At 56.5% G+C, this 25048-nt stretch carries 26 protein-coding genes; 16 read left to right on the top strand and 10 right to left on the bottom strand.

Annotation, left to right across the window (positions count from 1 at the left end):
- Positions 1-29: 29 nt before the first annotated feature.
- From bssS to mdtH, 5 genes are all read right to left on the bottom strand, one after another.
- On the bottom strand, positions 30-284 hold the full coding sequence (bssS, locus tag SK53_RS07360) for a biofilm formation regulator BssS (RefSeq protein WP_003858012.1): 255 nt from the start codon (positions 282-284) through the stop codon (positions 30-32).
- Positions 285-557: 273 nt separating this feature from the next.
- The gene (gene dinI / locus SK53_RS07355; protein ID WP_003858011.1) at positions 558-803 is read right to left on the bottom strand and encodes a DNA damage-inducible protein I; all 246 of its coding nucleotides are present in this window, start codon (positions 801-803) and stop codon (positions 558-560) included.
- Between the two features lie 74 nt (positions 804-877).
- Entirely contained in the window at positions 878-1924 is a 1047-nt protein-coding gene (gene pyrC, locus SK53_RS07350) for a dihydroorotase (RefSeq protein WP_023315804.1), read from the bottom strand.
- Between the two features lie 128 nt (positions 1925-2052).
- Positions 2053-2613: a lipoprotein gene (locus tag SK53_RS07345; RefSeq protein ID WP_003858009.1), complete on the bottom strand. Its 561-nt coding sequence runs from the start codon at positions 2611-2613 to the stop codon at positions 2053-2055.
- Between the two features lie 98 nt (positions 2614-2711).
- On the bottom strand, positions 2712-3920 hold the full coding sequence (gene mdtH / locus SK53_RS07340; protein ID WP_003858008.1) for a multidrug efflux MFS transporter MdtH: 1209 nt from the start codon (positions 3918-3920) through the stop codon (positions 2712-2714).
- 236 nt (positions 3921-4156) lie between these two features.
- On the opposite strand from mdtH, the gene rimJ reads away from it, so the two are divergent.
- The 4 genes from rimJ (at position 4157) to murJ (ending at position 7992) form a co-directional block, all read left to right on the top strand.
- Positions 4157-4741, top strand: coding sequence for a ribosomal protein S5-alanine N-acetyltransferase (rimJ, locus tag SK53_RS07335; protein ID WP_003858007.1), 585 nt, complete (start codon positions 4157-4159; stop codon positions 4739-4741).
- A gap of 9 nt (positions 4742-4750) precedes the next feature.
- On the top strand, positions 4751-5401 hold the full coding sequence (locus tag SK53_RS07330; protein ID WP_003858006.1) for a YceH family protein: 651 nt from the start codon (positions 4751-4753) through the stop codon (positions 5399-5401).
- A gap of 2 nt (positions 5402-5403) precedes the next feature.
- Complete coding sequence (locus SK53_RS07325) at positions 5404-6327, top strand: Gfo/Idh/MocA family protein (RefSeq protein ID WP_023315806.1); 924 nt, start codon at positions 5404-5406, stop codon at positions 6325-6327.
- Positions 6328-6456: 129 nt separating this feature from the next.
- Positions 6457-7992: a murein biosynthesis integral membrane protein MurJ gene (gene murJ / locus SK53_RS07320; RefSeq protein WP_003858004.1), complete on the top strand. Its 1536-nt coding sequence runs from the start codon at positions 6457-6459 to the stop codon at positions 7990-7992.
- A 59-nt stretch (positions 7993-8051) separates the two neighbouring features.
- Here the strand turns inward: murJ and flgN are convergent, their stop codons facing one another.
- From flgN to flgA, 3 genes are all read right to left on the bottom strand, one after another.
- Positions 8052-8477: a flagella biosynthesis chaperone FlgN gene (flgN, locus tag SK53_RS07315; protein WP_003858003.1), complete on the bottom strand. Its 426-nt coding sequence runs from the start codon at positions 8475-8477 to the stop codon at positions 8052-8054.
- 4 nt (positions 8478-8481) lie between these two features.
- A complete protein-coding gene (flgM, locus tag SK53_RS07310) occupies positions 8482-8775 on the bottom strand; it encodes a flagellar biosynthesis anti-sigma factor FlgM (protein ID WP_003858002.1) in 294 nt (97 codons plus the stop codon).
- 93 nt (positions 8776-8868) lie between these two features.
- A complete protein-coding gene (flgA, locus tag SK53_RS07305; RefSeq protein ID WP_003858001.1) occupies positions 8869-9528 on the bottom strand; it encodes a flagellar basal body P-ring formation chaperone FlgA in 660 nt (219 codons plus the stop codon).
- 157 nt (positions 9529-9685) lie between these two features.
- Between flgA and flgB the strand changes: the two genes are divergently transcribed.
- The 11 genes from flgB (at position 9686) to flgL (ending at position 19543) form a co-directional block, all read left to right on the top strand.
- Positions 9686-10102 (top strand): flagellar basal body rod protein FlgB, encoded by a 417-nt coding sequence (gene flgB, locus SK53_RS07300; protein ID WP_003857999.1) that lies wholly within the window; start codon positions 9686-9688, stop codon positions 10100-10102.
- 3 nt (positions 10103-10105) lie between these two features.
- The gene (flgC, locus tag SK53_RS07295) at positions 10106-10510 is read left to right on the top strand and encodes a flagellar basal body rod protein FlgC (protein WP_003857997.1); all 405 of its coding nucleotides are present in this window, start codon (positions 10106-10108) and stop codon (positions 10508-10510) included.
- Between the two features lie 11 nt (positions 10511-10521).
- Entirely contained in the window at positions 10522-11232 is a 711-nt protein-coding gene (gene flgD / locus SK53_RS07290) for a flagellar hook assembly protein FlgD (RefSeq protein WP_003857994.1), read from the top strand.
- A 26-nt stretch (positions 11233-11258) separates the two neighbouring features.
- Positions 11259-12467, top strand: coding sequence for a flagellar hook protein FlgE (gene flgE, locus SK53_RS07285; RefSeq protein WP_003857992.1), 1209 nt, complete (start codon positions 11259-11261; stop codon positions 12465-12467).
- 20 nt (positions 12468-12487) lie between these two features.
- On the top strand, positions 12488-13243 hold the full coding sequence (locus SK53_RS07280; RefSeq protein WP_003857990.1) for a flagellar basal body rod protein FlgF: 756 nt from the start codon (positions 12488-12490) through the stop codon (positions 13241-13243).
- Between the two features lie 11 nt (positions 13244-13254).
- Positions 13255-14037 (top strand): flagellar basal-body rod protein FlgG, encoded by a 783-nt coding sequence (gene flgG / locus SK53_RS07275; RefSeq protein ID WP_000625853.1) that lies wholly within the window; start codon positions 13255-13257, stop codon positions 14035-14037.
- 57 nt (positions 14038-14094) lie between these two features.
- On the top strand, positions 14095-14793 hold the full coding sequence (gene flgH / locus SK53_RS07270; protein ID WP_003857987.1) for a flagellar basal body L-ring protein FlgH: 699 nt from the start codon (positions 14095-14097) through the stop codon (positions 14791-14793).
- A 12-nt stretch (positions 14794-14805) separates the two neighbouring features.
- Entirely contained in the window at positions 14806-15903 is a 1098-nt protein-coding gene (locus tag SK53_RS07265) for a flagellar basal body P-ring protein FlgI (RefSeq protein ID WP_048208948.1), read from the top strand.
- Positions 15904-16857 (top strand): flagellar assembly peptidoglycan hydrolase FlgJ, encoded by a 954-nt coding sequence (gene flgJ / locus SK53_RS07260; RefSeq protein WP_017384732.1) that lies wholly within the window; start codon positions 15904-15906, stop codon positions 16855-16857.
- 75 nt (positions 16858-16932) lie between these two features.
- Positions 16933-18573: a flagellar hook-associated protein FlgK gene (flgK, locus tag SK53_RS07255; RefSeq protein ID WP_048208947.1), complete on the top strand. Its 1641-nt coding sequence runs from the start codon at positions 16933-16935 to the stop codon at positions 18571-18573.
- A 16-nt stretch (positions 18574-18589) separates the two neighbouring features.
- Positions 18590-19543: a flagellar hook-associated protein FlgL gene (gene flgL, locus SK53_RS07250; protein ID WP_003857977.1), complete on the top strand. Its 954-nt coding sequence runs from the start codon at positions 18590-18592 to the stop codon at positions 19541-19543.
- Between the two features lie 75 nt (positions 19544-19618).
- Here flgL and SK53_RS07245 read toward each other — a convergent pair whose 3' ends face one another.
- Entirely contained in the window at positions 19619-20830 is a 1212-nt protein-coding gene (locus SK53_RS07245) for an MFS transporter (protein ID WP_045330545.1), read from the bottom strand.
- A gap of 109 nt (positions 20831-20939) precedes the next feature.
- On the opposite strand from SK53_RS07245, the gene SK53_RS07240 reads away from it, so the two are divergent.
- Positions 20940-21878, top strand: coding sequence for a LysR family transcriptional regulator (locus SK53_RS07240; protein WP_086598422.1), 939 nt, complete (start codon positions 20940-20942; stop codon positions 21876-21878).
- A 40-nt stretch (positions 21879-21918) separates the two neighbouring features.
- Here the strand turns inward: SK53_RS07240 and rne are convergent, their stop codons facing one another.
- Positions 21919-25035: a ribonuclease E gene (rne, locus tag SK53_RS07235; RefSeq protein WP_048208944.1), complete on the bottom strand. Its 3117-nt coding sequence runs from the start codon at positions 25033-25035 to the stop codon at positions 21919-21921.
- Positions 25036-25048: the final 13 nt, after the last annotated feature.

Below are 25048 nucleotides of genomic sequence, written 5' to 3'. Positions count from 1 at the left end.
GGGTGCCTGTTGAGTGAAGAGGCATAAAATTAATGCCGTTTATACTCATTTTCCTGGTAGTCGCCAGATTCTATTTTTGCGATGCCTGCTTCCAAAATAGAGATAAACTGACGGGCGACGTCTGTTGTAAGCCACAGCGTCTGTCCAACTTCCGCTTCATCACGGTTTAGCTGATTTGGGGTCTGGTAGTGCAAACGCAGCATCAGCGCATCGTAGCTGTCTACGGTGCTGATATCCCAGCCAACAAGCGGATGGGTCTGGATCACTTCACTATTCTTTTCCATTATAACCCCCTTAATGCGTGTTAGAAGACAACGACTTTGAGGTTCAATGCATGTTTTTCTGAAAGCAATTTCAGTATATCAATTAATAAGGGTTCAGCAGGAAAAAATAAACGGGTAGCAACACATTTTTCTGCTTTTTAGGATTGTTCGAACAATAAAACGCCATCTTGTTCACGATTTTCTAAGAAGATGCTGAAATATTTTGAACTTTCAGGAGACGAAACGAAAAAAAGCCGGGGCGACCCGGCAAAAAACACAATGAGGGAGCAAATTTTAATCAGTGATGAACCAGTCGTCGGCGCTTTCCCATGTTTCCTGCAAAATTTCGCTGATGCGTTCTTTGTCTTCTTTCGCACCGCCGATGACGGAAAGATGGTTTGCTGTCGCATAACGTACCGTTACGGCGCCATCGTTTTCAGGAAAAGTGCTGTTAATACGTCGGGATAGTTCACCCGCCAGAGCGTCGAGTGCGCCAGCAGGCAGGACGGTGGATTTGGCAATGGTGACTTCAATACGCATAAATGCCCCCTGTGTAATATACTGTTTATTTATACAGTCATATTGTCGGTTTGACAACAGGGGGCGACAGTTTTTTAGCGTTTTACCGTCCAGTTTACGGTTTCACCGGCCAGGAAGGGGATCAGCGTATCGTCGGTGAGCGCAATCGACGCTTCAACCTGGCTTTCTTTGCGCTCCAGCTCAATGAACGTGTCATTGATCGGCAGACCGTAGAAACGCGGGCCGTTAAGGGAGCAGAAGGCTTCGAAATGGTCTAACGCATTCATCTCTTCAAACACGGTCGCGTAACTTGCCAGGGCGGTCGGGGCGTTAAAGCAGCCTGCACAGCCGCAACTCGCCTCTTTACGGTGACGGGCATGCGGCGCGGAATCCGTGCCGAGGAACGCGCGCGGGAAGCCGCTGGCGACCAGCTCACGTAGCGCCTGCTGGTGGATGTTGCGCTTGAGGATCGGCAGACAATACAGATGTGGGCGAACGCCGCCCACCAGCATGTGGTTACGGTTAAACATCAGGTGCTGCGGGGTGATGGTGGCGGCAATCAGCTCGTTTCCATCCCGGACATACTCTGCGGCATCTTTAGTCGTAATGTGTTCAAACACCACTTTCAGCCCCGGAAGACGCTGGCGCAGCGGCTCCATGACCGTTTCGATAAAACGTGCTTCGCGATCGAAAATATCAATGTCGGCGTGGGTCACTTCCCCGTGCACCAGCAGCGGCATGCCCAGTTTTTGCATACGCTCCAGAACGGGCATGATGGCGTCGATACTGGTCACCCCATGGCTGGAGTTGGTGGTGGCATTCGCCGGGTAGAGCTTCGCGGCGGTGAACACACCTTCGTTAAACCCGCGCTCAACCTCATTGGGATCCAGCGAGTCCGTCAGGTAGCAGGTCATCAACGGGGTAAAATCGTGCCCGGCCGGAACGGCGTCAAGGATACGCTGGCGATAGGCAATCGCGGCCTCGACGGTAGTGACTGGCGGAACCAGGTTAGGCATAACAATCGCACGGCCATAAATTTCGCTGGTATACGGCACGACGGTTTTCAGCATGTCGCCATCACGAAGATGGATATGCCAGTCGTCTGGGCGGCGGATTTTGAGAACCTGGGATTGTACAGTCATGGAAGCTCCGGCTTGAAAGAGATCAGTCATAAGATGGCTGTTTTTGCCGGACACAAATCATAAGCGGAAACGTTTTCGTTTGCACACTATTCCGTTAAAAAAAACGGGCGCCTGAGCGCCCGGAGTATTTAGTCGGTGAAAGGGATGATGATTTCACCCGGTTTCACCTCTATCCCTTTGGCATATTTTTTCGCCAGAGATTCACCTTTGCTTTTGTCTTCGCTCAGAACATAGGCAGGCTGTTGGTTAAAGTAGTTCTGCAACGACTGGTTGAGATACGGCATCAGCGTTTGCAGCACCGGTTTCATTTTATCCGGCGTTACAACCGCATCGACGATTTCCATCTCTTGCAGGAAAATTGCCCCTTTATCTTTATTAAAGACCGGCAGCGCCTTGAGCTTCAGCTTGATATCCGCTTTCTGATTGCCGAAGAGCGAGGTCATATCGAGGCTGGCATCGCCGGAAAGGGTGACTTTGTTAGGCTCCTCGCGACCAATCTGGCTGGCGAGATTCGTCAGGACGATATGCGCATCCGCAAGGCCGGGCACGCCGATATCTTTTGAAAAGTTATTATGTTTTTCCAGCGCCTGATTAATTTCCTGCTCACTGACGGTGTACTGCGTAAGCTGGTTACATCCCACCAGCAGACCACTGACAATTAACGCAGCGGCAATAACGATCTTTTTCATGGCGTTCCTCAACATAAAATCGGCGCATCTGTCCTGATACGCCAGTATGTCAGGGTGATCCTACAGAAACCAGCAGAAAAAACTGATAATGTAAGAGGTCAGGCGCCAGGCTCCAGCATCCCGCGGGTGCTGCGTTTATCACTGAACTGCCACCAGAGGGCAATCAGCGTCATAAAGCCGACCATGCCGAGCATGACCCACGGCAGCTCCGGCTGATGGAGCGCTTTTCCGGCATCAAACAGCCAGCCGCCACCGGTGTAACCCAGCGCGCCGCCAAGCGCCAGCCCGAGACGGCTGAAGCCCATGTAGCTGCCCCGGGCCCGGGCGTCGGCAAGTGACGCGCTCAGCGTTTCACGGGCTGGCTCGGCAATGATTGAGCCAATATAGAAGGTGCAGATCAGCATAAACAGCTGCTGAAGCGAACTTACCAGACCGATGGGCATCATGCTCAGCGTCATCAGCAACAGCCCGGCCATCAGACGGTGCTCAAGCCGGAAACGGCGCTCGCTCCAGCGGGCAATTGGATAGAGCAGAGTCAGTGAGAGGCAGGCCTCTATGGCATACATCCATTTCACCGCCGCTGGCGTGCCGGCAATATCGTTAACCATAATGGGCAGCATCAGCATGACCTGCACGGCGAGCATGTAGTAGCCGGTCAGGGTTAACACATAGGTGACGAAGCGTTTATCGCTCAACACACGGTCAAGCCCTTCCCGCACAGGTGCTTTCACCGTCGACAGCTTCCATGCGGGCAGAAACAGACCGTTAAACAGCGCGCAGAGAATAAACAACACCGCGCCGGTGGCGCAAACCAGGCGGAAATCGTATTGCAGCAGCCAGCTTCCCAGCAGGGCGCCCACCACCGCGCCTGCGCTGTCCTGCATCATCAAAATCGAGAAGAAGCGCCCCCGATGTTGCGGACGGATAAGCTTAACCACCAGCGCGGTACGCGGTGGGTCGAAAAGGGTGCCGCCAATCCCGGAAAGGAAACAGGAGAACCACAGCAGCCAGGGTTCATGAGCGATTGCCATGGTGGCGAATCCCGCCGCACGTAACAGCATGCCGGTGACGATCATCGGTTTCGCGCCGAAGCGGTCAGCTATTGCGCCGCCAAACACGCCCAGACCCTGTTGTACAAACTGGCGTAGACCCAGCGCGATCCCGACCATCAATGCCGCCCAGCCCATTTGATCGACAAAACGAATTGATATAAGCGGAAAAACGACAAAAAAGCCGAGCACGACCAGCATGTTATCGACGAGCAGGAAATATTTACCCAGGCTCCTGGCCTGTGATACGCGGGACATTTTCCCTCCAGGGAAAATAAAAGGTGAGCACGCTAACATTCTGCGGTGTCGCCGCGCTTTTTCCCATACCCGCTGGCGACAATATTTTTTTATCAAAAAGGTGCTTTGATAGAGAGTTCTCATCGAAAAATGTGAAAAGCGATCAAAATGGTATGTCACTGTTTTCACAGAAGGCGCAGGCACAGGTATAGTAAAGCTAACAGGCAGAGCAGAAGCGACGGGAAGGAGTGGTAACGATGTTTGGCTATCGCAGTAATGTGCCAAAAGTGCGTCTGACGACGGACAGGCTGGTCGTTCGTCTGGTGCATGAGCGTGATGCCTGGCGTCTGGCGGATTATTACGCCGAGAATCGCCAGTTTTTAAAACCCTGGGAACCCGTTCGGGACGAGAGCCACTGCTACCCCTCTGGCTGGCAGGCGCGCCTCAGTATGATTGCGGAATTTCATAAACAGGGAAGTGCGTTTTATTTCGCGCTTCTCGATCCGGAAGAGAAAGAGATCGTTGGCATTGCCAATTTTTCAAACGTGGTACGCGGGTCGTTTCACGCCTGCTATCTCGGGTATTCCATCGGCCAGAAATGGCAGGGACAGGGGCTCATGTTTGAGGCGCTGACGGCGGCGATTCGCTACATGCAGCGCACGCAACATATCCATCGCATTATGGCTAACTACATGCCGCACAATAAGCGCAGCGGCGATCTGCTGGCCCGCCTGGGGTTTGAGAAAGAAGGCTATGCCAAAGATTATCTGCTGATTGACGGCGAGTGGCGGGACCATGTGCTCACCGCGCTCACCACACAGGAGTGGACCGCGGGTCGTTAAGGAGAAAAGATGAAATATCAGTTAAATGGCGCCGAAGCGCGCGTGATCGGCTGCCTTCTGGAAAAGCAGGTCACCACGCCGGAACAGTATCCTCTGTCCGTGAATGCCGTCACGATGGCCTGCAACCAGAAGACGAACCGTGAGCCGGTGATGAACCTTGGCGAGCACGAGGTGCAGGATATCCTTGATGAGCTGGTGAAGCGCCACTACCTGCGCACCGTCAGCGGCTTCGGTAACCGCGTCACTAAATATGAACAGCGCTTTTGTAATTCTGAATTTGGCGATTTAAAACTCAGCGCTGCGGAAGTGGCTGTTATCACCACGTTGCTGCTGCGCGGGGCGCAGACGCCGGGGGAACTGCGCACACGCGCCTCCCGCATGCATGAGTTTCAGGATATGCAGGACGTTGAACAGACGCTGGAGGGATTAGCCTCACGCGAGGACGGTCCCTACGTGGTGCGTCTGCCCCGCGAACCGGGCAAGCGTGAAAGCCGCTACATGCACCTGTTTAGCGGCGACGTGGAGCCCTCTGCGCTGGCCGTCGTATCCGACACGCCAGCATCAAACGAAAGCCTGACCGCGCGCGTGGCAGCCCTGGAAGACGAGGTTGCCGGGCTGAAGCAGCGTCTGGATGCGTTACTCGCACATCTGGGAGATTAATCGTGACAACATTACGCATTGGTGTTGTGGGGCTGGGAGGGATTGCGCAAAAAGCCTGGCTGCCCGTTTTAGGCGCCGCGTCAGACTGGACGCTGCAAGGGGCGTGGTCGCCCACCCGCGAGAAAGCAGAGCGCATCTGCAAAACCTGGCGCATCCCTTATGCCGGTTCGCTACAGGATTTAGCCCGCGAATGTGATGCGGTATTTGTGCATACCTCAACCGCGACGCACTACCAGGTGGTGAGCGAGTTGCTGAATGCAGGCGTTCACGTCTGCGTGGATAAACCCCTGGCGGAAAATGTACAGGATGCTGAGCGACTGATTGAGCTGGCCGCGCGTAAAAAGCTGACGCTGATGGTCGGCTTCAACCGCCGTTTTGCGCCCCTCTATCAGCAGCTTAAAGCGCAGTCCGGCTCGTTCGCCTCTCTGCGTATGGATAAGCACCGTACCGACAGCGTGGGGCCGAACGATCTGCGCTTCACGCTGCTGGATGATTATCTCCACGTCGTGGATACGGCCCTGTGGCTGAGTAACGGAAAAGCCCAGCTGCAAAGCGGCACGCTGTTGACCAGCGAGCAGGGTGAGATGGTTTACGCCGAACATCATTTTGCCGTTGAGCATTTGCAGGTGACGACCAGCATGCATCGTCGGGCGGGCAGCCAGCGCGAGTCCGTGCAGGCCGTTACGGATGGCGCGCTGTATGACGTCACCGATATGCGAGAGTGGCGGGAAGAGAAGGGCAATGGCGTGGTTGCGTTACCCGTTCCCGGCTGGCAGAGCACCCTGGAACAGCGTGGCTTTGTGGGCTGCGCGCGTCACTTCATCACCTGCGTGCAGAATCAGACGGTTCCTGAAACGTCCGGGGAGCAGGCCATTCTGGCGCAGCGCATCGTGGAACGACTCTGGCGCGAAGCCATGTCGGAATAACTCGCTGTAACATCTGCCGATAGTAATTCGTTGAAATCCGGTTAGACTAAGCGCCGCTTGTTGGCTTTGCCGGGTGGCGCTTTCGCTTATCCGTCCTGGAAATCCGTAGGGTTGTGGAACTTCACGTTAATGAACTTATTAAAATCGCTGGCGGCCGTCAGCTCGATGACCATGTTTTCCCGCGTGCTTGGCTTTGCGCGCGATGCCATTGTGGCAAGGGTTTTTGGCGCAGGGATGGCGACTGACGCCTTTTTCGTTGCGTTCAAGCTGCCGAACCTGCTGCGTCGTATTTTTGCCGAAGGGGCTTTCTCACAGGCATTTGTCCCGATCCTTGCGGAATATAAAAGCAAGCAGGGCGAAGATGCCACCCGCGTCTTTGTGGCTTACGTTTCCGGTTTACTGACGCTGGCGCTGGCGATCGTGACCGTCCTGGGCATGCTGGCAGCGCCCTGGGTAATCATGGTAACGGCACCGGGCTTTGCCGACACGGCGGATAAATTTGCCCTGACGACGCAACTGCTGCGGATAACCTTCCCCTATATTCTGCTGATTTCGCTGGCGTCGCTGGTGGGTGCCATCCTGAATACCTGGAACCGCTTCTCCGTGCCGGCCTTTGCCCCCACGTTCCTTAATGTCAGCATGATTGGCTTTGCGCTGTTCGCCGCGCCGCATTTTAACCCACCGGTGCTGGCGCTGGCCTGGGCCGTGACCGTCGGCGGGGTGTTACAGCTTGCTTACCAGCTTCCGCACCTGAAAAAGATCGGCATGCTGGTTCTGCCGCGCATTAGTTTCAAAGATGCGGGCGCAATGCGCGTTATTAAACAGATGGGACCGGCGATACTCGGCGTGTCCGTCAGCCAGATCTCGCTGATCATCAATACCATCTTCGCCTCTTTCCTGGTGTCGGGCTCGGTGTCCTGGATGTACTACGCCGATCGTCTGATGGAGTTTCCATCAGGGGTGCTGGGCGTGGCGCTGGGGACTATTCTGCTGCCGTCGCTGTCGAAAAGTTTCGCCAGCGGCAACCACGATGAATACTGCCGCCTGATGGACTGGGGACTGCGTCTCTGTTTTCTGCTGGCATTGCCAAGCGCGGTGGCGCTGGGGATCCTGGCAAAACCGCTGACGGTGTCGTTGTTCCAGTATGGAAAATTCACCGCCTTTGATGCCGCCATGACCCAGCGTGCACTGGTAGCCTACTCGGTGGGGCTGATGGGGCTGATCGTCGTGAAGGTGCTTGCGCCCGGTTTCTATTCACGTCAGGACATCAAAACGCCGGTTAAGATTGCCATTGTGACGCTGATTATGACGCAGCTGATGAACCTCGCGTTTATTGGACCGCTGAAACACGCGGGGCTGTCATTGTCGATTGGTCTGGCGGCCTGTCTGAACGCCGGGCTGCTGTACTGGCAGCTGCGCAAGCAGGATATCTTCACACCGCAGCCGGGCTGGGCAAGCTTCCTGCTGCGTCTGGCGATCGCGGTAGTGGTGATGGCGGCTGCGCTGGTTGGCATGTTGTATGTCATGCCTGAATGGGCGCAGGGCACCATGCCTTACCGCCTGATGCGTCTGATGGCCGTGGTGGCGGTCGGGGTGGTGGCGTACTTTGCCACGCTGGCGGTGCTTGGCTTCAAGGTGAAAGAATTCACCCGCCGCACGGTATAAACGTCAAAAGGGGAGTTCACCAGAAGGTGCTCCCCGCTTCATGACGTGCCGCTACTGCGTCAAATCGAAATCTTTTTCCCGCCCGTGATACGTGCCGTGGCCGTCTGACCATCCGCACCGTACAGCCCCGGCTCTTTATAGGGCTTTAACACCTCAAGCGCCTGCTGATTACGGATAATCTGACCTTCCAGCAGCCAGCCGTTATGCTGGTTGAGATCGCGAAGATGCTGGGTTTTTTCTGTAATGGTCTGCCAGCGTTCGTTGATCTCATCATTGGCGCTGCGTTTCGCGTCTTGCTCAGCGCGTCGCTGTTTTTCCAGATAATCCAGGGTCGCCAGCAGCGAGCTTTTATCTTCAGTTATGCGTTGCAACGCGCTGCCGTTGATTTGACCAGAAGAGAGGTGGTGCTGTTCGGCATCCATCACCGTTTTCAGGTCGTTCAGGACCACCGTCATCTGATCCAGTATTTCTGACAGTCGACTCATACGGTTAGTTACTCTGGAGGAAACTCTGTGCGTCCTGAATCAGCGCATCAGCGATTTTGCTGGTATCCATTTTCAGTTCGCCGTTACGGATAGCCGTTTTCAGCGCTTCAACACGTTCCATGTTGATATCGCTGCTGCCTGGCTGCATCAGCTTCGACTGCGCATCGCTCAGCGTGACGCTGGTGCTGTTAGCCGTCGACGTTTTTTCCAGACGCGTTTTTTGCGGGGCAGCCTCATTCGTTTCGCGAGGTTGTACAGTGCTAACCGGCTTCAGGGCTGATGTACGATCAATGCTCATAGTGTTGTCCTCATCGAGGGTTCGCGGCGTTTGCGCCTGACATCATCATTTGTTGAATATTTATCGGCAGTCGCCGCGAAATCTTTAAAAAGATTACAGGTTAATCAGAATATTCCCATCAGGACCGACCGTGCCGCTGACCACCTGGCCTGAGGACATTCTGACCCGGGCATTTTGCGCCACTGCGGCATTATTCAGCGCTTTTCCTTCGCTGTTGATACTAAACCCTTCGCCATTGGCGACCACCATCACCTGTTGTCCCGCTTTCACCCGCCATGCCTGGCGCAGCATGGATAGCTGTATCGCCTGTCCAGGGGCGACATCGCGCAGGCTGACCGCCTCCTGAGCCTGGTTAATGTCCAGCATCGTCCGCGGTGGAAGCTGATCCAGACGGCCTCGCTTCAGCGTTACGCTGTCAGGTTGCAGCAGGCTACCTCGCGGAATCGGAACGGCGGCGACAACATAATTGCCCGTCGCCTGTACCGCAACCTGTAAATACCGTTTTTCATTGGCGCAACGCGCCAGCACGTTCACGTTACCCCATAACTTTGTGCTGCCGGTCACGCTAAATGACGGGGCTTCGCAGGAAGGGTAAAGGTTAGGCGGGGTGCGCACGGTCACGCGTACGTCATCGCTGAAACCGGCCAGCTTCTGCGCAAAGAATGCATTGAGCTGGTCCTCTAACCCCTCAGCCTGCACCAGAGGGCTCAAAAGCAGTAGGGTCGCCGCCAGGCCACGTTTAAAAGTCCGCATCGCACGTTCCACCATGTCCAGAATTAAGCAAATTCTACCCGCAGTGGTTTTCCATCAACGCAACAAATAGCGACGCATTTTGCGCTTATTCCGTCGATAAGGGAGACGCCTTGAGATTTAAGCTGTGAACTGAAATTTTCTCATCAGCGGAGGAGACATGCTCGATAAACTCGACGCCGCGTTACGTTTTCAGCAGGAAGCGCTCAATTTACGCGCCCAGCGGCAGGAGATTTTAGCCGCCAATATCGCCAACGCGGATACCCCCGGGTATCAGGCGCGCGATATTGATTTTTCCAGTGAACTCAAAAAAGTGATGGAGCGTGGACGTGCCGAAGGAACGGGTGTCTCACTGGCCCTGACATCCTCACGTCATATTCCCGCTCAAGCGATGACCGCGCCAACGACCGACCTGCTTTACCGTATTCCCGATCAGCCCTCGCTTGATGGTAACACCGTCGACATGGACCGGGAGCGCACACAGTTTGCCGATAACAGCCTGCAATACCAGACAGGCCTGACGCTACTCGGCGGGCAAATTAAAGGCATGATGACCGTCCTACAGGGGGGCAATTAGTAAATGGCCTTGCTGAATATTTTTGATATCGCCGGTTCGGCATTAACGGCGCAGTCTAAACGACTGAACGTGGCCGCCAGTAACCTGGCCAACGCCGACAGCGTGACCGGCCCTGACGGGCAACCGTATCGCGCTAAACAGGTTGTCTTCCAGGTTGATGCTGCACCGGGTGCGGCAACGGGCGGCGTAAAAGTGGCGGACGTGGTTGAGAGCCAGGCACCCGACAAGCTGGTTTACGAGCCAGGCAACCCGCTCGCGGATGCCAGCGGCTACGTGAAAATGCCGAACGTGGATGTGGTCGGGGAGATGGTGAACTCCATGTCCGCGTCGCGCAGCTACCAGGCAAACGTCGAAGTGCTTAATACCGTGAAGAGCATGATGCTCAAAACACTCACTCTCGGCCAGTAAAGGAGACACGCATGTCCATCGCCGTAAACGTGAATGACCCGACAAATACCGGCGTCAATAGCACCAGCAGTGCGACCGGTTCCAGCTCTCTCACCGGCAGCAATGCCTCCGATTTACAGAGCAGCTTCCTGACCCTGCTGGTGGCGCAGCTGAAAAATCAGGACCCGACCAATCCGATGCAGAACAACGAACTGACCACGCAGCTTGCGCAGATCAGTACCGTCAGCGGCATTGAGAAACTGAACACCACGCTCGGCTCGGTCTCCGGTCAAATCGATAACAGCCAGTCCTTGCAGGCCGCCAACCTGATCGGTCACGGGGTGATGATCCCGGGGACCACGATTCTGGCGGGCACCAGCACTACCGATGGCACGTCCACCACCACCACGACGCCGTTTGGCGTTGAGTTGCAGCAGCCGGCCGACAAAGTCACCGCCACCATCAAAGACGCCAGCGGCAACGTGGTGCGCACGATTGAGATTGGCGAGCTTAAAGCGGGCGTTCATACCTTTACCTGGGATGGCAGCCTGACCGACGGCACTAAAGCGCCTAACGGCTCGTATCAGGTTGCGATTAGCGCCAGCAACGGCACCACTCAGCTGGTGGCTCAGCCGCTACAGTTTGCCCTGGTTCAGGGCGTCATCAAAGGTAGCGATGGTAACAAACTGGATTTGGGTACCTCCGGTACCACCACACTCGACGAAGTTCGGCAGATTATCTAAGCCTTCATACTTATCAGGAGTAAGTCATGGCCTTTTCTCAAGCGGTCAGCGGCCTGAATGCTGCGGCCACCAACCTGGACGTCATTGGCAACAACATCGCCAACTCCGCGACCTATGGTTTTAAATCCGGTTCTGCGTCTTTTGCAGATATGTTTGCAGGCTCTAAAGTGGGCCTGGGCGTGAAGGTGGCGGGTATCACCCAGGACTTCACCGACGGGACGACCACCAACACCGGTCGCGGTCTGGACGTCGCCATCAGCCAGAACGGTTTCTTCCGTATGGTGGATGCCAACGGTTCCGTATTCTACAGCCGCAACGGCCAGTTCAAGCTGGATGAAAACCGTAACCTGGTGAACATGCAGGGGCTTCAGTTAACCGGTTATCCGGTTGCCGGCACGCCGCCTACGGTGCAAACCGGTGCGAATCCGCAGGCGATCTCCATCCCAACGACGCTGATGGCGGCGAAGTCCACCACCACGGCCTCTCAGCAGATCAACCTGAACTCCACCGATACTGCACCAACCGTCGCCTTCGACCCGGCCAACCCTGACTCTTACAACAAGAAAGGCACCGTGACGGTGTTTGACAGCCAGGGTAATGCGCACAACATGAACCTGTTCTATGTCAAAAACGCGACGCCAGCTAACTCCTGGAAGGTGTATTCCCAGGACGGCAGCGTAGCGGGAGATGCAGCGAAACTGGCAACCACGCTGACCTTTAACGCGAGCGGCGTGCTGACGGGTGGCGATGATATCAAGATCACAACGGGCACCGTTCCGGGCGCGACGCCAGCCACGTTTGACATGAGTTTCGCCAACTCCATGCAACAGAATACCGGTGCGAACAACATCGTGGCGACGAGCCAGAACGGTTATAAGCCGGGCGATCTGGTGAGCTACCAGATCAACGATGACGGTACCGTTGTCGGTAACTATTCGAACGAACAGACCCAGGTGCTGGGCCAGATCGTGCTGGCAAACTTCGCCAACAACGAAGGCCTGAAATCCGAAGGGGACAACGTCTGGTCTGCCACGCAGTCTTCCGGTGTTGCCCTGCTGGGTACTGCGGGTTCCGGTAACTTCGGCACGCTGACCAACGGCGCGCTGGAAGCCTCTAACGTCGATCTGAGTAAAGAGCTGGTGAACATGATCGTCGCGCAACGTAACTACCAGTCCAACGCGCAGACCATCAAAACCCAGGATCAGATCCTTAACACGCTGGTTAACCTGCGTTAAGCAGCTGACGGGAAAGCGCAATGGATCACGCAATATATACAGCGATGGGCGCAGCAAGCCAGACGCTCAACCAGCAGGCTGTTACCGCCAGCAACCTGGCGAACGCCTCCACGCCAGGTTTTCGTGCGCAGCTCAACGCGCTGCGTGCGGTGCCGGTAGAAGGGCTGTCATTGCCCACGCGTACGCTGGTCACCGCTTCCACGCCGGGCGCCGACATGACGCCAGGCCAGATGGATTACACCGCGCGTCCGCTGGACGTTGCCCTTCAGCAGGACGGCTGGCTGGCGGTGCAAACGGCTGACGGCGGGGAAGGGTATACCCGCAACGGTAATATCCAGGTGAGCGCCACCGGGCAGCTGACGATTCAGGGGCATCCGGTGATGGGCGAAGCCGGTCCGTTGACGGTGCCGGAAGGGTCAGAGCTGACCATTGCGGCAGACGGGACGATTTCGGCGTTAAACCCGGGCGACCCGGCTAACACCGTTGCGCCTGTCGGTCGTCTGAAGCTGGTGAAAGCGGAAGGCAACGAAGTGCAGCGTGGCGATGACGGGATGTTCCGTCTGACCCAGGCGGCGCAGGCCACGCGTGGCGCCACGTTACAGGCCGACCCGACCATCCGCGTGATGTCCGGCGTGCTGGAAGGCAGTAACGTCAAACCGGTAGAAGCCATGACCGACATGATCGCCAGCGCCCGCCGCTTCGAAATGCAGATGAAAATTATCAGCAGCGTCGATGAAAACGCAGGCAAGGCTAACCAACTTCTGGCTATGAGTTAACAGGACTCCCTATGATCAGTTCTTTATGGATCGCGAAAACCGGTCTGGACGCACAGCAAACCAATATGGATGTGATTGCCAACAACCTGGCAAACGTCAGCACCAATGGTTTCAAGCGCCAGCGTGCGGTTTTCGAAGATTTGCTTTATCAAACGATTCGTCAGCCAGGGGCGCAGTCTTCTGAGCAAACCACGCTGCCGTCCGGTCTGCAAATTGGTACCGGCGTGCGCCCGGTTGCCACCGAGCGTCTGCACAGCCAGGGCAACCTGTCCCAGACCAACAACAGTAAAGACGTTGCCATCAAAGGTCAGGGTTTCTTCCAGGTGCAGCTGCCTGACGGGACCTCCGCCTATACCCGCGATGGTTCGTTCCAGGTGGATCAGAATGGTCAACTGGTGACAGCGGGCGGCTTCCAGGTTCAGCCTGCGATCACCATCCCGGCGAACGCGCTGAGTATCACCATTGGTCGTGACGGTATCGTCAGCGTCACTCAGCAAGGTCAGGCCGCGCCGGTCCAGGTTGGACAGCTCAATCTGACGACCTTCATGAACGATACCGGGCTGGAAAGCATCGGTGAGAACCTCTACACCGAAACGCAGTCTTCCGGCACGCCAAATGAAAGTACCCCGGGCCTGAACGGGGCGGGGCTGCTGTATCAGGGGTATGTGGAAACCTCGAACGTTAACGTGGCGGAAGAGCTGGTGAATATGATCCAGGTCCAGCGCGCCTATGAAATTAACAGTAAAGCAGTGTCGACGACCGACCAGATGCTGCAAAAACTGACGCAACTCTAAGGTGTAGCCCGGTGCGGTAAACGTCGCACCGGCTCCCTGTTTTCGAAGATGAAGGCAATGCAAAAAAACGCGGCGTTTCGTTATCCGATCCTGACTGTTCTGGCCGTCACCCTCAGCGGGTGTGCCTGGATCCCGTCTAAACCATTGGTACAGGGTGCGACTACCGCCCAACCCGTTCCCGGCCCCGCGCCGGTGGTGAACGGTTCTATTTTCCAGACCGCGCAGCCGATTAACTACGGTTATCAGCCGCTGTTTGAAGACCGTCGTCCGCGTAACGTCGGCGATACGCTGACCATTGTGTTGCAGGAAAACGTCAGCGCGAGCAAGAGCTCGTCGGCGAACGCCAGCCGCGACGGCAAAACCAATTTTGGCTTCGACACCGTACCGCGCTATCTGCAAGGGCTGTTCGGCAACGCCCGTGCGGATGTGGAAGCCTCCGGCGGCAACACCTTTAACGGTAAAGGTGGCGCGAACGCCAGCAATACCTTCAGCGGAACGCTGACGGTAACGGTTGACCAGGTTCTGGTGAACGGCAACCTGCACGTGGTGGGCGAAAAACAGATCGCCATTAACCAGGGTACGGAATTCATTCGTTTCTCCGGTGTGGTTAACCCTCGCACTATCAGCGGCACCAACACCGTACCGTCCACCCAGGTGGCGGATGCGCGCATTGAGTACGTCGGCAACGGCTACATCAACGAAGCGCAAAATATGGGCTGGCTGCAACGCTTCTTCCTTAACCTATCGCCGATGTAAGCGAGGTGACCTATGTATAAATTTCTCTTCGCCGTGGCGCTGTCGTTGGTCGCTACCGTTGCGCTGGCCGATCGCATACGCGATCTCACCAGCGTGCAGGGCGTGCGCGAAAACTCCCTGATTGGCTATGGCCTGGTGGTGGGGCTGGATGGGACGGGTGACCAGACGACCCAGACGCCGTTCACCACCCAGAGCCTGAACAACATGCTCTCGCAGCTCGGTATTACCGTACCGGCCGGGACCAACATGCAGCTGAAAAACGTGGCGGCCGTGATGGTGACCGCGTCTTATCCGGCCTTTGCGCGTCAGGGGCAGACCATCGACGTGGTTGTCTCGTCGATGGGTAATGCCAAAAGCCTGCGTGGCGGTACGTTGCTGATGACACCGCTGAAAGGCGTCGACAGCCAGGTGTATGCTCTGGCGCAGGGCAACATTCTGGTTGGCGGAGCAGGCGCGTCGGCGGGCGGCAGCAGCGTGCAGGTGAACCAGCTGAACGGGGGACGTATTACCAACGGCGCGATCATCGAACGTGAGCTGCCGACCCAGTTCGGCACCGGCAACACCATTAACCTGCAACTGAATAACGAAGACTTTACGTTGGCGCAGCAGATTGCTGACACCATCAACCGCAGCCGGGGCTACGGCAGCGCCACCGCTCTGGATGCCCGCACCGTGCAGATCCGCACGTCAACCGGCAGCAGCAACCAGGTGCGAATGCTGGCCGATATCCAGAATATGGAAGTGAACGTGCCGGTTCAGGATGCGAAAGTCATTATCAACTCCCGTACCGGCTCGGTGGTGATGAACCGCGAAGTGACGCTGGACAGCTGCGCCGTGGCGCAGGGCAATCTCTCCGTCACGGTTAACCGCTCGGCCAACGTCAGCCAGCCGGATACCCCGTTTGGTGGCGGTCAGACGGTAGTGACCCCGCAAACGCAGATTGATTTACGACAGAGCGGCGGTTCGTTGCAGAGCGTGCGCTCCAGCGCCAACCTGAACAGCGTGGTGCGTGCTCTGAACGCGCTGGGTGCAACGCCAATGGATCTGATGTCCATTCTGCAATCCATGCAAAGTGCAGGCTGCCTGCGCGCCAAACTGGAAATCATCTAAATGCTGACCGATAGCAAACTGTTGACCAGTGCCGCCTGGGATGCCCAGTCGCTCAACGAGCTGAAAACCAAAGCGGGCAAGGATCCGGCGGCGAATATCCGCCCGGTTGCCCGTCAGGTGGAAGGCATGTTCGTGCAGATGATGTTGAAAAGCATGCGTGAAACTCTGCCGAAAGATGGCATGTTCAGCAGTGATTCCACGCGGCTTTACACCAGCATGTACGATCAGCAGATTGCCCAGCAAATGACCGCCGGAAAGGGGCTCGGCCTGGCGGACATGATCGTGAAGCAGACCGCAGCCGCTCAGGGACTCCCGCCTGAAGAGGCTCCGCCGCAGGTGCCGCTGAAGTTTGATCTGGAAAAGGTGACCAGTTATCAAAATCAGGCGCTAACGCAGATGGTGCGTAAGGCGATGCCGAAGCCGGCAGAAACGCGTGACGAGCCGCTCTCCGGCGACAGCAAAGACTTCCTGGCGCAGCTCTCCCTGCCGGCGCGTCTTGCCAGTGAAGAGAGCGGCGTGCCGCACCATCTGATTCTGGCGCAGGCGGCGCTGGAGTCGGGCTGGGGGCAACGTCAGATCCGCAGGGAGAACGGCGAGCCGAGCTTCAACATCTTTGGCGTGAAGGCCACCTCCAGCTGGAAAGGGCCGACCACTGAAATCACCACCACCGAATATGAAAACGGTGCGGCAGTGAAGGTGAAAGCCAAATTCCGCGTCTACAGCTCGTATCTGGAAGCGTTGTCGGATTATGTCGGGCTGCTGAGCCGGAACCCGCGCTACACTGCGGTGACCCAGGCCGCCACGCCAGAGCAGGGCGCTCAGGCATTGCAGAATGCCGGCTACGCGACCGATCCAAACTATGCACGCAAGCTGACCAGCATGATCCAGCAGCTGAAATCCATGTCTGAGAAGGTCAGTAAAGCGTATAGCACAGATCTCGAAAATCTGTTCTGAAAGTTCTCAAGTCCCGGAGGAGGTTGCCGATAACCTTCATCAGGACTCGTGTCTGAACGTATAAAAGGAACCCCCATGTCCAGTTTGATTAACAGCGCCATGAGTGGCCTCAGTGCTGCGCAGTCGGCACTCAATACCGTCAGTAATAATATTTCAAGCTACAACGTGGCAGGTTATACCCGCCAGACCACCATCTTGGGGGCATCAAACAGCACCCTGGCCGGTGGTGGCTGGGTGGGTAACGGGGTCTATGTCTCCGGCGTTCAGCGTGAATATGATGCGTTTATCACCAACCAGCTGCGTGCGGCGCAGAACCAGAGCAGTGGGCTGACCACGCGCTACCAGCAGATGTCAAAAATTGACGACGTGCTGTCGGATACCACGAACTCGCTTTCTGCCAACCTCCAGGATTTCTTTAAAAGCCTGCAAACGCTGGTGAGTAACGCAGAAGATCCGGCTGCACGCCAGACGGTGCTCGGTAAGGCGGATGGTCTGGTAAACCAGTTTAAAACCAACGATCAATATCTCCGCGATCAGGATGCGCAGGTCAATACGGCGATTTCTACCAGCGTTGATCAGATCAATAACTATGCGAAGCAGATTGCTAACCTTAACGATCAGATCTCCCGGCTGACTGGCGTAGGGGCGGGCGCATCCCCGAACGAACTGCTCGATCAGCGCGATCAGCTGGTGAGTGAACTGAACAAGATTGTCGGTGTGGACGTTACCGTACAGGACAGCGGCACGTATAACATCTCTATCGCCAACGGTTACACCCTGGTACAGGGCAGCAACGCAAGTCAGCTGGCGGCGGTGAAATCCAGTGCGGACCCAGCGCGTACAACGATTGCGTATGTGGATGCCGCAGCAGGCAACGTGGAGATCTCAGAAAAACAGATCACCACGGGGTCGCTTGGAGGGATGTTAACGTTCCGTTCTCAGGATCTGGATCAGGCGCGAAACACCCTCAACCAGATGGCGCTGGCGTTTGCGGATGCCATGAATACCCAGCACCAGGCGGGCTTTGATGCCAACGGGGATAAAGGCGGCAAGCTGTTTGATTTTGGCTCCCCGGCAGTGCTGAGTAACGGCAAAAACACCGGAAGCGCGTCCGTTACGGCCACGATGACGGACAGTACCAAGGTCCAGGCGACAAACTACAAAGTTGAGTATAACGGTACTGACTGGACAATCACGCGTCTGTCGGACAACACCAGCTTCACGGCCAAGCCTGACGCCAGCGGTAATCTGTCGTTTGATGGTCTTAACGTTAAGATTAGCGGCTCAGCCAATAATAAAGACAGTTTCATCGTCAAACCGGTGAATGACGTCATTGTGAATATGGACGTTGCGATCAGCGACGAATCCAAACTGGCGATGGCCTCCGCGCAAGGAAGCGGCGAAAGCGACAATACCAATGGCCAGAAGCTGCTGGATTTACAGAGCGCTAAGCTGGTGGGGGGGAACAAAACCTTTAACGATGCTTATGCCGCGCTGGTCAGTACGGTGGGCAGCACCACGGCGTCGCTGAAAACCAGCAGCGAAACCAAAGTTAACGTGGTGACGCAGCTGACCAAACAACAGCAGTCAATCTCCGGGGTTAACCTGGATGAAGAGTATGGCAACCTGCAACGCTATCAGCAGTACTATCTGGCGAATGCGCAGGTGCTGCAAACGGCGAGCACGCTGTTTGATGCATTGATCAATATCCGCTAAGGCTGAGGCATAAAAAATGCGTATTAGTACTCAAATGATGTATGAGCAAAGCATGCGCGGCGTGACGAACTCCCAAAGTCTCTGGCTCAGCTACGGCGAGCAGATGTCTACGGGGAAGCGCATCAATCGTCCATCTGACGATCCGATTGCCGCCTCGCAGGCCGTTGTGCTCTCTCAGGCTCAAACGCAAAACAGCCAGTATGCGCTGGCGCGCTCCTTCGCTACGACGAAAGTCTCGCTGGAAGAGAACGTGTTATCGCAAGTGACAACCGCTATCCAGGCTGCTCAGGAAAAGATTGTCAATGCGGGCAACGGTACTTTAAGTGACGATGACCGCGCTTCGCTGGCCACGAACCTGCAAGGTATTCGCGATCAGCTCATGAACCTGGCTAACAGCACGGACGGTAACGGCCGCTATATTTTTTCCGGTTACAAGACCGAAGCGGCGGCTTTCGACCAGACTACGGGTGATTATAAGGGCGGCGGAACGCCAATCAGCCAGCAGGTTGACTCCGCGCGCACGATGCAAATCAGCCATACGGGCACTGAAGTTTTCGATAGCTTCACCAGCAATGCGAAGCCAGAGCCAGATGGTAGTAAACCGGAAACGAATTTGTTCAAGATCCTCGACTCCGCAATTGAAGCGCTGAATACGCCGATTGGGGAGGATGAAACGAAAGCCGAGGCGTTTACGGCGGCTATTGATAAAGCCAACCGTGGCCTTAGCAACTCCCTCAACAACGTGCTGACCGTGCGCGCCGACCTCGGCATCAAGCTGGATGAGCTGGGCAAGCTGGACGCTCTGGGTGAAGACCGCGCGCTGGGTCAGACCCAGCAGATGAGTAACCTGGTTGACGTGGACTGGAACTCGGTGATTTCGTCCTACACCATGCAGCAGGCGGCGTTGCAGGCCTCGTATAAAGCCTTTAGCGATATGCAGGGTATGTCTTTGTTCCAGATGAACAGATAAGACTCTGACCTGTTTTACATGTCTTGAAACTGGGCATGTTTTGACTGCCCAACCCGTCCGGGTTGGGCATTTTTTTTACACACTTTCTGCCTGTGCGGACAGCACCCGGGCGCTTTCAATCACTCTGATAGCCAGCGCAATGGCACCACACAGGGTTGCCAGAGCCACCACGCCAGACCAGCCTGCCAGCGTGTAGATATTGCTGCCTAATGCCGAACCCAGCGCCATTCCGATGAAAATGACGGTAAACAGCAGAGCGTTCAGGCGTCCACGGGCCTGCGGCTCAAGGCTGTAGACCAGATTCTGGTGGGCCACGAGGCTGGACTGCAAGCCGAGATCGAAACCGACCGCGGAGAGGGCAATCAGGATCAACTGACCGTGTATATCCAGTGCCGGCATCAGGAACATCAGGGCAAACGAGAGGGTCACCAGCGCGGCACCCAGTTGGGTGACTTTACCGGCGCCCAGCTTATCTGCCAGACCACCTGCCAGCGGTGCGGCCAGCGCGCCAGCGGCTCCGGCAATACCAAATCCACCCGCCACGGCGCTGCCAAGGTGATACCGTTCCAGCAGCATGACCGCCAGCGTTGACCAGAATGCGCTAAAGGCAATCGACAGAAAACCCTGGGCCAGCGCGGCCCGACGCAGCGCCGGGTAGCGGCGCCAGAGGTGTTCCATGGAGCGCATCAGCGCCGGGTAGCTCAGCGTGGAGTGAACGGCGAAGCGGGGAAGCACGGCCCACATGACCACGCCGACAAAGGCAATACTTGCGGCGGCCAGCTGATACATCACCCGCCAGCCAAAGGCTTCACCCACCACGCCGCTCACGGTTCTGGAGAGCAAAATCCCCAGCAGCAGGCCGGTCATCACCGTGCCGACCGTTTTTCCCTGTTTGCCTTCCGGCGCGAGGATCGCTGCGGCCGGGACAATATCCTGCGCCATGGTGGCGGCCATGCCAATCAGCAGGCTGGTGAGCAGCAGGGAGTGCAGTTGTCCGGTCAGGCTACAACCCAGCAGGAACAGCGCCAGAGCCGCACTTTTTATCAGGATCAGCGTTCTGCGATCATGACGATCGCCGAGCGGGAGCAGAAACAGGATACCTAAGGCATAACCCGCCTGGGTAAGCGTCGGGACCATGCCCATGCCTTCGATGCTCAGGTTCAGGTCTGAGCCCATCAGCGGCAGCAGAGGCTGGGCATAATAGATGGATGCCACGCTAAAGCCCGCACCGAGCGCCAGCATTAAGATTACCCAGCGGCTTACGGCCCGGGTGGTAGTTGTGTTCATAAGATGTTCCTCATTCGTCGTGTGCGGCTATTTTTTATCAGTACGCCTTGCGACGGTAGCGGGCGCGGTGGTAAAACGCTTATACGTGTAGCGTATGGATGGAAATGATATGAAAAGGCCTGAGCGTATAGATCGGGTAGAACTGATGCGAACGTTTGTTCGCATTGTGGAGGCGGGGTCTCTTTCTGCGGCAGCACGTCAGCTGGCAACAACCCAGGCCACGGTGAGCCGACGGTTGCAGTCGCTTGAGACCATGCTGGGAGTACGCCTGATGCTGCGCACAACCCATACGACCCGGCTGACCGATGACGGCGAACGCTGCTATCAGCATGCCCGACGGGTGATTGACAGCTGGCTGGCACTGGAAGACGAGGTAGGGCAGACGGAAGATGAACCGGTTGGGGTGCTGAGGGTGCGCGCCCCGCACGCGTTTGGCCAGGATCAGCTTCTGAAACCGTTAACCGAATTTTTGCAGCGCTATCCCCAGCTTTCTGTTGAGTGGATGCTCAACGATCGCTCGGTTGATTTCCTCGGCGACAACCTTGACTGTGCTATTCGGGTGGGTGTGGAAGTCGATCCGGCAACCGTGTCCGTGCTGCTGGCTGAAGTGCCGCGCTCGGTGGTGGCTTCACCGGAATTACTGGCCCGTTATCCCGCGGTTAAAACGCCGGAAGATTTGCAACAGCTTCCCTGGATTGCCATCAGCTCTTTTTATCAACGCCATGTGGAGCTTTTCCACGATGCATCATCTGCCCCGACGCGGGTTACCATTACGCCACGCCTGAGTACCGACAGCCTGTATGTGGCGCGCAATACGGCACTCACCGGGCTAGGCGTTGCGGTGGTATCCAGCTGGACAGTACAGGATGATATTCAGGAAGGACGACTGGTGCATCTACTGCCAGAGTGGCAGCCGGCAGCGCTACCGGTACATCTGGTTTACCCCTGGTCTCGTTATTATCCGGCGCGCTTGCGGCGTTTTCTGGAGCTGATGCGGCAGATAATGCCGGAGGTCACCGGAATGAGAAAGCCCCTGCAACAGCCATAAAAAAGCCGACCCGAAGGTCGGCTTTCAGTATTAGCGTGCGTTATTCAACAGGCTGAGGACGAGTAGCTGGCGCAGTAGCCATGTGCGTTGCACTGTGACCACCGGCAGCACCTTTGCCTTCGAAGTTGAATGCCGGACGAACCCAGTCGCTATGGCGTGGCGCTTCAGGCACATACTCAGGTGCCGGGGCGCGAGTCATCGGCGCGGTAGCAACGTGAGCAGGCGCTACAGCTGCAACGACCTCAATCGGCTCTGATTTCACTTCAGGCGCTTTGACCTCTTCGACAACAGGTTCAACCTGAATCTCGACGTCCTGAACAACCTCTTCAGTCACCGTTTCGACGGTAACGTCTGCGGGCTCTTCTGCTGCGGAGACTGGCTGAGCGTCTTCCGCGACTTCTTCAGCCACCACGGTATCTTCTTCGGCAATGATCTGCGGAGCGGCATCAACCGGCGCAGCAATGACTTCAGGATGGGTCGTTTCCACTTCCACAGCCTGCGGTGCCGCCGTGTCAACAACCTGCGGTTCAACCACGGTTGCCGCTTCAGTCACGACGTCTTCCACCGCTGCTATCGGTGCAATCACCTCTTCGGTCACAGCCTGTTCTTCAATAGCCTGCTCCGGGCGAGCAACCGGATAACGGATCCAGACTTTACCGGATGCCATCTCTGGTGACGCACACGCCACGGTCAATGGCATTGGCGACTGAGTTGGGTAACGCTCGTCACGGTAACGACGACGACGCTGACCGCTCACGCGCAGATGACGCGGAGAACGACGGGAGCGACGCGGCATACCTGCGTTGTCACGGTTTTCGCTGCTTTCGTCCTGCTCAACCTGATTTTCTACTACGGCTGGCAGGTCAACTTTCGCAACCTGTGTACCCGTTGTGCTTTCTGCTGCTTCAACCGCGATAACGTCGTTTTCTTCCGCCTGAACAGCACCCACACGCACTTTCTGGGTCAGCTGACGCTGCTTACGACGCGGCATAACCTGAGTACGCTCTTCCTGCTCCGTGTCCTGCTGTTCAACAGGCGCTTCGCGGTTCAGGTTTTTGACTTCCTGCTGGGCCTGGCGTTTCTCGTCGTTACGACGACGGTTACGCTCGCGGCGAGGTTGCTGCTCGTCACGCTGTTTGCTCTTCTCGGACTCATCGCCCGCCTGCTGGCGAATCTCACGATCTTCAACGTTCTGCTGTTGCTTCTCGCGACGGTTGCGACGGTTGTCCTCGCGTTGTTCACGACCTTCGTTGTTCTCGGAACGATTATCACGGCGCTCGTTACGATCGCTACGGTCGTTGCGGTCATTACGATCGCGACGATTGTTCTGACGCTTACGACGGTCCTGCTGACGCTCTGGTTTCGCTTCTTTTGGCGCTTCTTTCGGCTGCTCAGGCTGAACTTCTTCGCCAGCGAACATTTTTTTCAGCGCGCCGAAGATGCGGCTCAGGAGACCCGGCTGCTCAGGCTGCGCTTTTGGCACGGCAGGGGCCGCCTTTTGCACGGCAGGTTTTGCCGCTGGTTTTTCCAGCGTCGCTTCCGGCGGGGCTTCCGGCATGATGAAGGTTGCTAATGCAGGCTGCTCAGGCAGTTTACGCTCGGCAGGCTCTTCATCCGATGGCAGCGCCATTTCTTCTTCATGCAGCTTCGGTAGCAGGTAGCTGAGGGTGCTTGTCTCTTCACCTTTACGCACGCGCAGCACGTGATAGTGCGGGGTCTGCATCTCGTCGTTTGGCACGATGATGCAGCGAACGCCGCCCTGTCGCGCTTCGATTGCGCTCACCGCTGCACGTTTTTCGTTCAGCAGGTAGGAGGCAATCGGCACCGGAACAATGGCGTGAACCTCTTTGGTGTTCTCTTTCAGCGCTTCTTCTTCAATCAGACGCAGAATAGAGAGGGAGAGCGATTCATTGTCACGCACGGTACCTGTCCCGGAACAGCGCGGGCAGACGTGATGGCTGGACTCGCCGAGTGACGGGCTCAGACGCTGACGGGACATTTCCAGCAGGCCGAAGCGCGAGATATGGCTAATCTGGATACGCGCGCGATCCTGGCGCACCGCTTCACGCAGACGGTTTTCAACCGCACGCTGGTGGCGAACCGGGGTCATGTCGATGAAGTCGATAACAATCAGACCACCCAGGTCGCGCAGGCGGAGCTGGCGGGCGATTTCATCAGCGGCTTCTAGGTTGGTGTTGAAGGCGGTCTCTTCGATGTCGCCGCCGCGGGTTGCACGCGCGGAGTTGATGTCGATAGCGGTCAGCGCTTCGGTGGTATCGATAACGATAGAACCGCCGGACGGCAGACGCACTTCACGCTGGAAGGCAGACTCGATCTGGGATTCAATCTGATAGTGGCTGAACAGCGGGATTTCACCGGTGTACAGTTTAATTTTGCTGGTGAAATCCGGGCGACCCAGCGCGGCGATGTGCTGGCGAGCCAGCTCAAGCACTTTCGGGTTATCAATCAGAATTTCACCGATGTCCTGACGCAGATAATCACGGAAGGCACGCACAATGACGTTGCTTTCCTGGTGGATCAGGAACGGAGCAGGACGGCTTTCAGCCGCTTTCTTGATGGCTTCCCAGTGCTTCAGACGGAAGCTCAGGTCCCACTGCAATGCTTCGGCAGATTTGCCGACGCCTGCGGTGCGCACGATAAGGCCCATGCCGTCTGGTAGCTCAAGACTTGCCAGCGCTTCTTTCAGCTCTGTACGGTCATCACCTTCGATACGGCGAGAGATGCCACCCGCACGCGGGTTGTTTGGCATCAACACCAGATAGCTTCCTGCCAGACTGATAAAGGTGGTCAGTGCGGCACCTTTGTTGCCACGCTCTTCTTTATCGATCTGGACGATAACTTCCTGACCTTCACGCAGAACATCTTTAATGTTCGGACGGCCATGGGAGTTGTAGTTTGCAGGAAAATATTCGCGGGCGATTTCTTTGAGAGGAAGGAAACCGTGACGCTCAGCACCGTAATCGACAAATGCAGCTTCAAGGCTTGGTTCAATGCGGGTGATTTTGCCTTTGTAAATGTTCGCTTTTTTCTGTTCGTGTCCAGGACTTTCGATATCCAGATCGTACAGGCGCTGCCCATCCACAAGGGCGACACGCAACTCTTCTTGCTGAGTTGCGTTGATTAACATTCTTTTCATCGTAACTTACTCG

Origin of the sequence: Enterobacter sp. MGH119, from assembly GCF_001037675.1 — a bacterium.
GTDB classification, from domain to species: Bacteria; Pseudomonadota; Gammaproteobacteria; order Enterobacterales; family Enterobacteriaceae; genus Enterobacter; species Enterobacter hormaechei_C.
Note: the sequence above shows the minus strand (reverse complement) of the source record. Positions and strands in the feature narration are given on the sequence as shown.

Coding starts and splice junctions, on each gene's coding strand:
- pyrC (WP_023315804.1), bottom strand. CDS start 1,924: ATGACTGTACAATCCCAGGTTCTCAAAATCCGCCGCCCAGACGACTGG.
- flgM (WP_003858002.1), bottom strand. CDS start 8,775: ATGAGCATTGATCGTACATCAGCCCTGAAGCCGGTTAGCACTGTACAA.
- SK53_RS07245 (WP_045330545.1), bottom strand. CDS start 20,830: ATGAACACAACTACCACCCGGGCCGTAAGCCGCTGGGTAATCTTAATG.
- dinI (WP_003858011.1), bottom strand. CDS start 803: ATGCGTATTGAAGTCACCATTGCCAAATCCACCGTCCTGCCTGCTGGC.
- flgE (WP_003857992.1), top strand. CDS start 11,259: ATGGCCTTTTCTCAAGCGGTCAGCGGCCTGAATGCTGCGGCCACCAAC.
- flgG (WP_000625853.1), top strand. CDS start 13,255: ATGATCAGTTCTTTATGGATCGCGAAAACCGGTCTGGACGCACAGCAA.
- murJ (WP_003858004.1), top strand. CDS start 6,457: ATGAACTTATTAAAATCGCTGGCGGCCGTCAGCTCGATGACCATGTTT.
- rne (WP_048208944.1), bottom strand. CDS start 25,035: ATGAAAAGAATGTTAATCAACGCAACTCAGCAAGAAGAGTTGCGTGTC.
- flgH (WP_003857987.1), top strand. CDS start 14,095: ATGCAAAAAAACGCGGCGTTTCGTTATCCGATCCTGACTGTTCTGGCC.
- flgL (WP_003857977.1), top strand. CDS start 18,590: ATGCGTATTAGTACTCAAATGATGTATGAGCAAAGCATGCGCGGCGTG.
- flgC (WP_003857997.1), top strand. CDS start 10,106: ATGGCCTTGCTGAATATTTTTGATATCGCCGGTTCGGCATTAACGGCG.
- rimJ (WP_003858007.1), top strand. CDS start 4,157: ATGTTTGGCTATCGCAGTAATGTGCCAAAAGTGCGTCTGACGACGGAC.
- SK53_RS07265 (WP_048208948.1), top strand. CDS start 14,806: ATGTATAAATTTCTCTTCGCCGTGGCGCTGTCGTTGGTCGCTACCGTT.
- flgA (WP_003858001.1), bottom strand. CDS start 9,528: ATGCGGACTTTTAAACGTGGCCTGGCGGCGACCCTACTGCTTTTGAGC.
- flgD (WP_003857994.1), top strand. CDS start 10,522: ATGTCCATCGCCGTAAACGTGAATGACCCGACAAATACCGGCGTCAAT.
- SK53_RS07345 (WP_003858009.1), bottom strand. CDS start 2,613: ATGAAAAAGATCGTTATTGCCGCTGCGTTAATTGTCAGTGGTCTGCTG.
- SK53_RS07240 (WP_086598422.1), top strand. CDS start 20,940: ATGAAAAGGCCTGAGCGTATAGATCGGGTAGAACTGATGCGAACGTTT.
- SK53_RS07280 (WP_003857990.1), top strand. CDS start 12,488: ATGGATCACGCAATATATACAGCGATGGGCGCAGCAAGCCAGACGCTC.
- flgN (WP_003858003.1), bottom strand. CDS start 8,477: ATGAGTCGACTGTCAGAAATACTGGATCAGATGACGGTGGTCCTGAAC.
- flgB (WP_003857999.1), top strand. CDS start 9,686: ATGCTCGATAAACTCGACGCCGCGTTACGTTTTCAGCAGGAAGCGCTC.
- mdtH (WP_003858008.1), bottom strand. CDS start 3,920: ATGTCCCGCGTATCACAGGCCAGGAGCCTGGGTAAATATTTCCTGCTC.
- bssS (WP_003858012.1), bottom strand. CDS start 284: ATGGAAAAGAATAGTGAAGTGATCCAGACCCATCCGCTTGTTGGCTGG.
- SK53_RS07330 (WP_003858006.1), top strand. CDS start 4,751: ATGAAATATCAGTTAAATGGCGCCGAAGCGCGCGTGATCGGCTGCCTT.
- flgK (WP_048208947.1), top strand. CDS start 16,933: ATGTCCAGTTTGATTAACAGCGCCATGAGTGGCCTCAGTGCTGCGCAG.
- flgJ (WP_017384732.1), top strand. CDS start 15,904: ATGCTGACCGATAGCAAACTGTTGACCAGTGCCGCCTGGGATGCCCAG.